7 protein-coding genes are annotated in these 11,823 nt (G+C 62.9%); 4 read left to right on the forward strand and 3 right to left on the reverse strand.

What is annotated here, in order from left to right; all coding sequences use genetic code 11:
- Nucleotides 1-189: 189 nt before the first annotated feature.
- Nucleotides 190-2,022 carry an FAD-binding oxidoreductase gene (locus HDE77_RS00260; protein WP_184415020.1) on the forward strand — a complete coding sequence of 611 codons (1,833 nt, stop codon included), beginning with the start codon at nucleotides 190-192 and terminating at the stop codon, nucleotides 2,020-2,022.
- 69 nt (nucleotides 2,023-2,091) lie between these two features.
- On the opposite strand, the gene HDE77_RS00265 is transcribed toward HDE77_RS00260, so the two are convergent.
- Complete coding sequence (locus tag HDE77_RS00265; RefSeq protein WP_255482460.1) at nucleotides 2,092-4,287, reverse strand: M13 family metallopeptidase; 2,196 nt, start codon at nucleotides 4,285-4,287, stop codon at nucleotides 2,092-2,094.
- 63 nt (nucleotides 4,288-4,350) lie between these two features.
- Between HDE77_RS00265 and HDE77_RS00270 the strand changes: the two genes are divergently transcribed.
- Nucleotides 4,351-5,052, forward strand: coding sequence for an NAD-dependent epimerase/dehydratase family protein (locus HDE77_RS00270; RefSeq protein ID WP_184415022.1), 702 nt, complete (start codon nucleotides 4,351-4,353; stop codon nucleotides 5,050-5,052).
- A 72-nt stretch (nucleotides 5,053-5,124) separates the two neighbouring features.
- On the opposite strand, the gene HDE77_RS00275 is transcribed toward HDE77_RS00270, so the two are convergent.
- Nucleotides 5,125-5,880 (reverse strand): SH3 domain-containing protein, encoded by a 756-nt coding sequence (locus HDE77_RS00275; RefSeq protein WP_184415025.1) that lies wholly within the window; start codon nucleotides 5,878-5,880, stop codon nucleotides 5,125-5,127.
- A gap of 410 nt (nucleotides 5,881-6,290) precedes the next feature.
- On the opposite strand from HDE77_RS00275, the gene HDE77_RS00280 reads away from it, so the two are divergent.
- Both HDE77_RS00280 and HDE77_RS00285 read left to right on the forward strand, forming a co-directional pair.
- Complete coding sequence (locus HDE77_RS00280) at nucleotides 6,291-7,067, forward strand: iron-containing redox enzyme family protein (protein ID WP_184415027.1); 777 nt, start codon at nucleotides 6,291-6,293, stop codon at nucleotides 7,065-7,067.
- A 111-nt stretch (nucleotides 7,068-7,178) separates the two neighbouring features.
- Nucleotides 7,179-9,890, forward strand: a complete 2,712-nt coding sequence (locus HDE77_RS00285; RefSeq protein WP_184415029.1) for an EAL domain-containing protein — start codon at nucleotides 7,179-7,181, stop codon at nucleotides 9,888-9,890.
- Nucleotides 9,891-9,968: 78 nt separating this feature from the next.
- On the opposite strand, the gene HDE77_RS00290 is transcribed toward HDE77_RS00285, so the two are convergent.
- Nucleotides 9,969-11,768, reverse strand: a complete 1,800-nt coding sequence (locus HDE77_RS00290; protein ID WP_184415031.1) for an aminopeptidase P family protein — start codon at nucleotides 11,766-11,768, stop codon at nucleotides 9,969-9,971.
- Nucleotides 11,769-11,823 lie beyond the last annotated feature (55 nt).

Genomic DNA, 11,823 nt, shown 5'->3' on the forward strand with positions numbered 1-11,823 from the left:
GTTCGCAATAATGCCTCGATCGCGCCTTTGCGCGCGGGGAGCCGGCTGTGTTTTTTTAGCGGTTCACATAACCCTTTATGTCATCCGGAGTTACCTTGATGGGATCCGGATTCGACACTTTGGGTGCCGGCTTGAAGGTATCGTGTGGCGGCAGTGACGGCTTTCAAGCAACCTGGTGAGGATGCATTGATGAATCGAAGAGACTTGCTCAAGGCCGCGATCGCGATCCCGTTTTTGCCAGGTATCTTTCAGGGTCGGTTCGCGACAGCGTGGGCCAGTACCGGAGCCGCCGGCGCGCTGCGCTCTCGCGTGCGACCGGGCGATCCAGGATGGCCTTCCATTGCTGCATGGGACGGATTGAAGCGGGACGTCGGCGGACGTCTGCTCAGGCTGGAGTCTCCGTTCGCGAACTGCGCAACGGGGCCTGCAGATGCGGCCTGCGGCGACGCGCTCAAGCATCTGAAGAATCCGTACTTCATCGGCGACCAGCCCGCGTTGACCCAGACCAGTGGCTGGGTCGATGCCTGGACCTCGCATCCGAGCGCTTACGCGGTCGCTGCCAGCCATACGGCGGATGTCGTCGCCGCCGTCAATTTTGCGCGCGAGCACCACTTGCGCCTGGTCGTCAAAGGCGGTGGTCACAGCTATCAGGGTACGTCGGATGCCGCGGATTCATTGCTGGTATGGACGCGACATATGAACGACGTCACTTTGCACGATGCGTTCGTGGGTCATGGTTGCGCAGGCAAGCAGGCGCCGCAGCCAGCGGTATCGGTCGGCGCGGGCGCGATGTGGATCGATGCCTATGACGCGGTGACCACCCACGGTGGCCGCTACGTGCAAGGCGGTGGCTGCACCACGGTGGGTGTCGCCGGTCTCGTGCAGAGCGGCGGGTTTGGCAGCTTCTCGAAAAACTACGGCACGGCGGCGGCAGGATTGTTGGAGGCGGAGGTCGTCACGGCCGATGGCACGGTGCGTATCGCCAACGCCTGCACCAACCCGGATCTGTTCTGGGGCATCAAGGGTGGCGGCGGTGGCAGTCTGGGCGTGATCACCCGGCTGACCTTGCGTACGCGCGAGCTGCCCGAGTTTTTCGGCGCGGTGGCGGCCGCGATCAAGGCGTCCTCGGACGAGGCTTATCGGGCCTTGATTGCGAAGGCGATCAGTTTCTATCAAAGCGATCTGTTCAATCCGCACTGGGGTGAGCAGATGGTTTTCAAGAGCGAGAACACGCTGAAGATCTCCATGGTGTTCCAGGGCCTGACCCAGCCACAGGTGGAGAAAATCTGGGCGCCATTTTTCGACTGGGTGGGTGCAAACAAGGACTATGCCTTCGCCGAGCCGGTCCAGTTCATGGGCCTGCCGGCACAGCACATGTGGGACGCTGAATTTTTCCGGCAGCACGCACCGGGAATCCAGGTCGCAGATGACCGGCCCGATGCGCCACGGGATCATGTGCTGTGGAGGGGCGACCAGGGTCAGGTGGCGCAGTTTCTGCACGGTTACAAATCGGCGTGGATTCCCGCGTCGCTGCTGCGCCAGGATCGACAGTCCGCGCTGGTCGATGCCGTGTTCGCAACCACGCGGCATTGGCAAATGGCCTTCCATTTCAACAAGGGGCTCGCCGGGGCTCCTGCCGATGAGATCGCCGCCGCGAAAGACACCGCGACGAATCCGGCCGTGCTGGATGCGTTTGCGTTGGCCATCATCGCGGCCGAGGGTTCCCCTGCATTTCCCGGCATGCCGGGCGCCCAGCCGGATCTGGCTGCTGCGCGGGCAGACGCTGCGGGGGTTAGCCGGGCGATGACAGAGTTGCTACGTGTTGCGCCCGGGGCTGGCTCGTATGTTTCGGAAAGTGACTTCTTCGAGCGTGCGTGGCAGACCGCGTTCTGGGGTACGAACTACCCGAAGCTGGCTGCGGTGAAGCAGACTTACGATCCGCATGGCCTGTTCTTTGTGCACCATGGCGTGGGCAGTGAGGCGTGGAGTGCCGATGGGTTTACGCGGGTGCAGGGCGGTTAGCAAAGAGTCTCGTTGCTGCTGGGCTCGCCGGATAGTTCGCCGGCGAGCCGCAGACTCATCTCAGCGGCTTTACCAGATCTGCACACGGTCGGCCGGTGCGACATACAACTTGTCGCCAGGTTTGACACCATAGGCGTCGTACCACGCGTCGATGTTGTGCACCACGCCGTTGACGCGGAACGCGCGCGGCGAATGCGGGTCGCTGGTGACCTGGCGCCGGATCGCGTCGTCGGTCAGCTTGCCGCGCCATGCCTGTGCCCAGCCCAGGAATACACGCTGGTCGCCCGTCATGCCGTCGAGCACGGGCGCAGGCTTGCCGTGCAGGGAAGCGTGATAAGCGTCCAGCGCCAAGGTGAGGCCACCGAGATCGGCGATGTTCTCGCCCATGGTCAGGTCACCGTTGATGTGCACGCCGGGCAACGGCTCGAACGCGGAATACTGCGCGCCGAGTTTTTTCGCACGCGCCTCGAACGCGGTCGCGTCGGCCGCTGTCCACCAGTCGCGCAATACGCCATCGGCGTCGATCTTGCGGCCTTCGTCGTCAAAGCCATGGGTGAGCTCGTGGCCGATCACGGCACCAATCGCACCGTAGTTGATCGCCGGGTCGGCATTCGGATCGAAGATCGGTGGCTGCAGGATGCCGGCCGGGAACACGATGTCGCGCAGGCTGCCGTTGTAGGCATCGTTGGTCTGCGGCGTCATCGACCAGTCACTGCGATCGACCGGACCGTTCAGCCGATCCACATAGAACATCCAGTCCGCGTCGGCGGCACGCGTCACGTTGCCGGTCAGGTCATCGCTGCGAACGATGAGGTGCGAGTAGTCGCGTGGATGGTCCGGGTAGCCGACCTTGATCGTATAGGTTTCCAGTTTGCGCAGCGCTTCCTGCCTGGTTTGCGGGCTCATCCAGTCCAGATTCTGGATGCGCGCGTGGTAGGCAGCCTTGAGGTTCGTGACCAGCTGTTCGATCTTCGCCTTGGAGGACGCCGGGAAATACTGGTCGGTGAATAGCTGACCTACGGCCCAGCTCAGGTTGCCGAAGCAGTCCAGCCGCTCGCCGGCGCTGCAGTCGCCGCCCGACACGGCATGCACGCCGCGCTTCCAGCGCACGGCTTGCGCCTGCTGGCCTGACAGGGTCTTGTCGTGCATATCGAAATACGCGTTCTGGAACGGCTGGGACAGGTAGAACGCGGCGTTGTCGGCAATGCGCGCCGCCTGCCATGCCTGGATCGTTGCCACGGGTGTATTCGCATACAGTGCGGCAAGTTTCGGGAACGCGGTTTTCTCGCCAACCACAATGCGATCCAGATCGCTCAGGTGCTGCGCCTTGAGAAACGCAGGCCACGCGAAACCGGGCGCGAATTGCTGCAGTTCGGCAATGCTCATCGGGTTGTAGGTTGCCACCGGATCGCGCTGTTCGACCTTGCTCCAGCTCGCCTGAGCGATCGCCGTCTCGAATGCCACCACATCGGTCGCGGCCGTCTCGGGATGAGTCCAGCCGGCCAGCGTCAACAGCGTGCTGACATAGGCCTGGTACGCCGCCTTCTGCTTCGCGAATTCGGGCTTGAGGTAGTAATCGCGATCGGGCAGGCCGAGGCCGGCCTGACCCACATAGACGGCATAGCGTTTCGGATCCTTCAGATCGACATCGATGCCGACATTGAACAGCGAGCCCTCAAAGTCGACATTGGTGCGGCCCATCAGCGCCGCCAGCGCATCGCGGGTAGTCGCCTGACGCTCGGCATCGAGCTGAGGCGCGATCGGTTTCGCGCCCAGCGCCTCGACGTGAGCGTCGTCCATGAACGAGTGATAGAACGCCCCCACCTTGTCCTGCAGTGTGGCGGGCTGAGCGGTTGCATGCGTCGCCGCCGACTCCATGATCGAATGCAGGCGTTGCTCGGTAAGGTCAGTGATCAGCAGGCGCAGGCTGACGCCGGGCTTGTCGGACGGGATCGGCGTGCGATCCAGCCAGGTGCCATTGGCATAGCGGAAGAAATTGTTGCCAGGCTTGGAGGTCATGTCGGCACCAGCGGCGTCGTAACCCCAGCTGCCGTATTTCGGTGGGGTGCCTGTCGCGTCGCCGGCATGAGCCGCGCCTGCGATCCACGCACTCAGGCAAACCACCGCAAGAATCCTGCTGTTCATGACGCCCCCGACCAGACATTGATGTTCGCGCATGTTCGCATGTTTGAGCGCGGTCGCCAGGGCCGGGTCGGCGCAGGTTTGGGCTTCGGTATGCAGGGGCGGCGCAGTGCGGGAACGCATCGGTGTCTTGCACTGAGCACGGTTATTCTGTGACGCTGTTCACACTATTCGAGGATGCGACCCATGAATGTCTTGCTGTTCGGTGCTACCGGCATGGTCGGTCAGGGCGCATTGCGCGAATGCCTGCTCGCCGACGATGTGGCACGGGTGCAGACGATCGGTCGCACCGCGACCGGACAGCAACATCCCAGGCTGCGCGAACTGGTACACGGGGACTTGTTCGACTACAGCGCCATTGAGGCTGATCTGACGAACTTCGATGCGTGCTTTTTCTGCATCGGCGTGACTTCATCCGGCATGAGTGAGGGCGAGTACACCCGGCTTACCCATGACCTCACGCTGACAGCCGCGCAAACGCTGGCACGGCTCAATCCGCAGATGACTTTCGTGTACGTTTCCGGTGCGGGCGCGGACAGCAGCGAGACCAGCAAGACGATGTGGGCACGAGTGCGCGGGCGCACCGAGAATGCTTTGAAGGGCTTGGCATTCAAGGCGGTATACGTGTTCCGACCCGGCATCATCCAGCCGCTGCACGGCATCCGCTCCAAGACGGGTTCCTATCGCTGGTTCTACACGCTGGCATGGCCGCTGCTGCCGCTGTTGCGCTGCTTGCTGCCGAATACGGTGTTGAGTACGCAGATCGTCGGCCGGGCGATGCTCGCTGTCGCCCGACGCGGCGCGCTGGGAGTCGATCGAATCCGCGCCGTGCTTGAAGCGGCGCAGATCAGTGCGATTGGCCGCGACGCAGAAGTCCAGGCCAAATGAGCGGCATTAGCTTGAGCAGGATGCACAGCTGACTTGGCCATCTCCGTGCATCGCGCTCCTGACGCAGCAGGCCTATTGCCCGCCGTTATTGGCAGACGGATTAGGCTTGGGCTTTGGCTTAGCTGGTTGTTGTCCGTTGGTCGGCGGCGCCGGACGGTTGCTCCCAGGCTTGTTGGTCGGACCTTTGACAGGCTGGGTAGACGGTGGTTTTGCCGGGCCACTACCCGGCGGGGTCGGCCGTGGTGGCGGTCGCTGACCGGGTTGCGGACGGTTGCCCGGTGGCTGCGGCTGCGGCTTGGGCTGCGGTTTTGGCCGACCACTGGTCGGCGGCTTTGGCCGCGGGGGAGGATTGACGGGTGGACGCGGCCTGACCGGAGGCGGACGATGTCCCGATGGGGGGCGGATCGGCCGCGGTGGCGGCCGGTGTGGGATCGGGCGGCTGTACCAGCTGTCGCGTTGGCGGTAGAACGGCCGGTTGCGGTAGTAGTTGTTCCAGTAGGTGGCAATCACGAAGGTGACAATAGGGATGCCGATCTGGGCTCCGTAGGTGGGCAACGCCACGGGCTGATTCTGATACTGGTACTGAATGTAGTAGCCGTCCACCCAGCCGCGACCGCCAGGGACGATCACGTCGCACCATTCCCAACCAGCCGTACAACCCTGAACAGAAACCGCCGAACCAGCCGGGATCGTGCGGATGAGCGGGTATTGCGCATCGGGACCGGCGCGCAGGTTCACGTTTCCAGTGACGTACCCATCCGCCGCATGCGCGACCACGGGAGCAGCCAGCAGCAGTGATATTGCGGCAGACCAGACAAGGCGTTTCATCGATTCGATCTCCGGCACGTTGGCGGGAAATGGCCGTCCATACGAAGCGATTCAATGCAGACAGCAGCCTGGAGGCTGATCCAGTTTCCCTATCCACGCAAGTGAAGCGACCGCAGCGCGGTAGGCCATGCCAGCACCTGGAAGCGTTAAGTCCGTTCACTTGTGCGATACGCGACAGCAGTACGCTCAATTTCGCATGGCCGGTTTCAGCCACCCATCACCCGCGACAGCTCGGGAGGCGGCGACATCGACTATGTAAACAGGGGGAACACCATGGGACTGGTCCCAGAGCACGAATTCAAAGGTTTCCGGTATCGCATTTTGATGCCCGATTACGACCGGCAGCAGGAACTTTGTGTCGGCCAACTGAAGCAGTACCCATTGAAGCCACAACCCCTTAGGAGAATTACATGAATACTCGTTTTGAGCGTACCGGTCCCTTGGCCGAACTGACCAGCTACCCGCAGTGGGCCCAGGACATGATCGCGGACTGCGCAAGCACCAAGCAGCGCGTTCTGGATCACGACATCTGGTCCATGATGACCGAGCTGCAGCTCGACCAGGAGTCCGTCCGCAACTTCATGATGGGCCTGTGGCCCTTCATCGAACGGTTCCCCAGCTTCATGGCGCTGAACCTGCTCAAGACCCGTTATGGCCGAAGTCCCGGCGATGATATGGCTCGCCGTTGGCTCGTGCGCAACATCCGGGTCGAGCAGAACCATGCCGAATACTGGCTCAACTGGGCCGAGGGGGCAGGGGTTCCGCGCGCGGAACTGCTGCACGGCGTGGCGCCCCATGGCACCGACGGCCTGGTCAAGTGGTGTGAAGACATCAGTGCCCGCGGTACCCTGGCGGCAGGCATCGTGGCGACCAACTACGCCATCGAGGGAGTCACTGGCGAGTGGTCGCAGATGATTTACGAGAGTACAAAGTACCGGGAGAGCTTCGATCCGGCGATCCGGGCATCCAGTCTGCGCTGGTTGCACCTGCACGCTGCCTACGATGATGTCCATCCGTGGGAGGCATTGGATATAGTGTGTACGCTGATGGGTGAGACACCGTCGGTCGACGACGTGGCACATCTAGGCGAATGCATCAAGCGAAGCTACATGAGCATGATCCTGCTGGGTGACCGCTGCATACGGACGTGTCGGAATCTTTGGGTGGCCAATGAAGCCGCGGCTTGACGGCAGCTAGCAACAAACTGAAACAGCGGGAGACCGCTGCGTGATCAACCAGATAGGCATGCGATGCGTTTCGTGGGTAACAATCAGCAACGACCTCTGTCACGACGCTTGATGCCGCTGGCTTATGCGTTGGCGGTTGCCATCGCATTGATTATGGCCCTGACATGGGGCGTGCTTCAGGTTCAGCTCACTCTCGCTGGCTTCCTCAACAGCGAGAGTGTCTGGTCCAAGGCCCAGAAGCAGGCTGTGATCGATCTCGACAACTATGCACTTAATGGCGAGGCCGAGGACCTCGCCGATTTCCGGCGCAACTATGGCTTGCTCGAATCCGACCGCAGCGGTCGTGATGCGATCGCATCGGGTCATTTCAGCCAGCAGGAGATCACAAAGGTATTCACCAGGGGCAACATCATGCCGGCCGCGCAACCCGGCATGACGTTCATGTTGCAGTATTTTTCCGATGCCCCGCACATGAAGGAAGCACTTGAGGCGTGGCGATCCACTGATGCGTCGCTGATCGAACTTGGTCAGATCGCGGATGAATTGCAGCGTGCCCACAGCATGGGCGCACCATCGCCTGCGGAGATCGCCCGGCAACACGCGCGCATCAATGCACTGAATGTGTACATGGAGCCGCGCACAAATCTATTTTCGATCGAGATGGTGCGCGGCGCCGTATGGCTCGGCCAATTGTTGTTCTGGGGTGTGCTGGGTGCCTTCGGCATCGCGGCGCTGCTGTGGGTACGCATGGCGCGCAGGATCCTGGAAAGCATCCGCGGCAGCGAAGAGCGCTACCGCCTGCTGTTCGACAGCGCCGCCGACGCGATCGTGATGGTCGACGAAGCCAGTGGGCGGATTCTCGACGTCAACCGGACTACGTCGGCATGGACCGGGCGCGACACCGATGAATTGATTGGCGACCGTTTCGTGCACCTGTTCAAGCAGTCCCTTTCAGGGCAGCAGAATGGCCGTGCCACAAGCAACATCCTGCTGGGCGAAGCTGGCAGCACGCGCTTGGTGGAGACGCAAAGCAGCCTGGCCAACTGGGGTGAGCGGCCCGTGCGCCAAGCCATCATTCGCGACATCTCCGAGCGTGTGGCGATGGAGCAGGAGCGTCGGGTTGCCGCGGAGGCGCTGGCCAGCATTGCCGAAGGCGTGATCATCGCCGATGCCGACCGCCGGGTCATCTCGACCAATGCCGCACATACCGAGATCACCGGATTCACTGCCCAGGAGCTGCTTGGCAAGCGCTTCGACAGCACCCGCACCCTGCCTAGTGGTGCGCCGCTGCCGAACTCCATCTGGGAAGTCATCACCGCTGGCCACAACTGGCATGGTGAAGTGCTGAGCACACGCCGGAACGGCGAGACCTATCCGGAACACCTGAGCATCAGCATCATCCGCGATGCGGACCATCAAGTACTTTATTACGTCGCGGTATTCACCAACATCCAGACCGCCAAGCTCAATCAGCGTCGCCTGGAGCATCTGGCGCGACATGATCCGCTGACCGGGCTGGTGAATCGGGCCGAATTCGAACGGCACTGCGCCGATGCGATCGCGATTGCCGAGCGCGAGAGGTTGGCAGCGGTCGTGCTGTTTATCGACCTGGACGCGTTCAAGATCGTCAACGACAGCTACAGCCACGCGATCGGCGATCGCCTGCTGGTGAAGGTGGCCGATCGTATCCGACGCCAGTTGTCCGATGACGATGTGGCAGGGCGCATCGGTGGTGACGAATTCACCGTGCTGCTGCCCCGGCTGAGTCTGCGGGAGGATGCCAGGGCGATCGTCAGTCGCATGCTCGCCACCCTGTCCGAACCGCTGATCGTGGACGACTACGAAATCGTGCTCAGCGCCAGTATCGGCGTGGCCGGCTATCCGCTGGATGGCATCGATGCGGCGACGTTGATCGCCAATGCCGACGCCGCGATGTATACGGCGAAAACCGAGGAGCGCAACGCGTTCCGCTTCTACACCCCGATGATGCACGCCGATACCCGTCGGCGCCTGCAACTGGCGACCGAGTTGCGCCAGGCGTTGGCCCGCAATGAATTCCATCTGGTCTACCAGCCCAGCATCGAACTGCGCACGGGACGCATCGTGGCGGTGGAAGCGCTGCTGCGCTGGAAGCATCCGGAGCGCGGCGAAGTCTTGCCCGCCGAGTTCATTCCGGTGGCCGAAAGCCTGGGCATGATCCGGCGTATCGACGAATGGGTGCTGCAGGCCGCCTGTGCGCAGATCCAGGCGTGGGACCGGGCCGGCGTGCCGCATATCCGCGTGGCGGTCAATATTTCGGCGCGTTGGTTTGGCCATCCGGCCTTCGTGGAAGGAGTGACTCACACCTTGCAATCCAGGCAGTTGTCGGCGCGGCGGCTACTGCTGGAGATCACTGAAAGCGCGATGTTGCGCCTTGGCGATGACACCGAGCGCACCATGCAGACCCTGCATGCGCTGGGCATCGACGTGGCGATCGACGATTTCGGTACGGGCTATTCCTCGATGGCCTACCTGAAGTTGCCGGCCGTGGCGTATCTGAAGATCGACCGTTCCTTCGTCACCGGACTGCCGGGCGATCCAAACGATGTGGCGATTGCCGAGGCGATGCTGGCGATGTCGAAGAGTTTGGGCCTGAGCACCATTGCCGAAGGCATCGAAACCGAGGCGCAACATGATTTCCTGCTGCGCGCCGGCTGTGTCGAAGGGCAGGGTTATTTGTATTCCTATCCGTTGAAGGCAGACGAGATCCAGCACCTGCTGTGTCCGAATCTGCCCCAGGCTACGTCCACCCGGCTGAAGCTGGTACCGCCAAAGCGCACTTGATGGTGTGCTGGATCGGCTGATGCAGCGTAGACGCAACTCGTCATTCCTGCCTTCGCAGGAATGACGGTAAAGGGCGCCTTACAGCGGCGCGCAGTGCCGATTGAGCCACTCCAGATCGGAGCCCTCCAGTAGCGGACTGAGCGCAGCGCGCACCCCGGCGTGGTAGTCGTCGAGCCAGGCACGTTCTTCTGGGTTGAGCAGGCCAATCTCGAGCGCGCGGCGGTCGAACGGGCACAGCGTGAGTGTTTCGAAGGCGTAGAACTCGCCGAATTCCGTCTGCTCCGCTTCGACAACCACCGCCAGGTTTTCATGACGGATGCCGTGCCGGCCGGGCTTGTACAGCCCCGGCTCGATCGAGCTGATCATGCCGGGCTCCAGCGGCACCAGCGCACCGCAGGTAACCGGCGGGCGAATGCCATGCGGACCTTCGTGCACATTGAGAAAGTAGCCCACGCCGTGGCCGGTGCCGTGGCCATAATCCATGCCGCTCGCCCACAAGGGCGCACGAGCAAGCGCATCCAGCTGCGGACCGCTGGCGCCCTTGGGAAAGCGTGCGCGGCTCAGCGCGATCATCCCTTTCATCACCAGGGTCGCGTCGCGGCGCTGTTCACCGGTAGTGGGACCGAGCGCCAGCACCCGCGTGATGTCGGTGGTGCCGCCGAGATACTGGCCGCCCGAATCGATCAGCAGCAGTCCCTTGCTCTGCAGCGTGCTGTGCGACTGCGGGGTGGCGCGGTAATGCGGCAGCGCGCCGTTGGCCTGATAGCCGGCGATGGTGGCGAAGCTCTCGCCACGGTAGCCGGGCTGGTTCGAACGCTCCTGGACCAGCAGCTTGTCGACGTCCAGCTCGGTCAGGGTCATGCCGGCGGCCAGCCGCTGCTCCAGTCGACGAAACGCGCATACCAGCGCCGCGCCATCGCAACGCATCACTTCGCGGATATGGTCGAGTTCGGCGGCATTCTTGCGCGCCTTGAACGCGGTGCTGGGATTGGCCGCCTCGATTCGATGGACCACCGGCGGGATCGCCGCGCCAATCGCGTCGACGATCCTGCTGCCGTCCAGCAGCAGGGTGTCGGCCGCGCCGAGTTCGTTCAGTGCCGAGGTGATCGAGGCGTAATCGGCGATCTCGATGCCGTCGGCCGCGAGTGCGGCGACCAGCGCATCGCCGAGCTTGGCGCGCTGGACGAACAGCGTGGCGCGGCCTCGCGTTTCCACCAGAAGGTGGGCGAGAAACACCGGATTGCATTCGACATCGCTGCCGCGCAGGTTGGTCAGCCACGCGATATCGTCGAGGCTGGAAAGCAGATGGTGCGTGGCGCCAAGCTTGCGCATGGCGTTGCGCAAGCGGGTGAGCTTGTCGGCACGCGGGACGCTGACATAGGCCGGGTCATGTTCGATCACCGGCGCCTGGGGCAGGGCGGGTCGATCCGCCCAGACCTCGCCAGGCAGATCCAGATCGGTGCGCAGGATGGCATGGGTCTCGGACAACCGGCGTTCGATCTGTCGCTGGGTGGTCAACGCGATGCTGTCGCCGGCCACGGCCAGCACTTCGCCATCGTGCAGATGCTGCTGCAGCCATTCCAGGTGTTCCGCGGCATGCGGTACCCGAAGCTTCATCAACTGGACACCGTTACCGGCCAGCTGCTGCTCGGCCTGGGAGAAATAGCGCGAATCGGTCCACAGGCCGGCATGCTCCTGGGTGACGATCAAGCTGCCGGCCGAGCCGTCGAAGCCGGACAGCCAGGCCCGTGCCTGCCAATGTTCAGGCAGATATTCGGACAGGTGGGGATCGGCGGTGGGAACCAGCACGGCGGTGACGCGATGCTGCTGCATGGCCGCGCGCAGGGCGGCGAGACGGGCGGGGATCGGATTGCTCATTGGGGCATGCTAGCAGGCGATCAATGGCCGTTTCATCCCCGCTCAGGGGCTCCTG

The organism is Rhodanobacter sp. MP7CTX1, from assembly GCF_014205795.1.
Taxonomy (GTDB): Bacteria; Pseudomonadota; Gammaproteobacteria; order Xanthomonadales; family Rhodanobacteraceae; genus Rhodanobacter.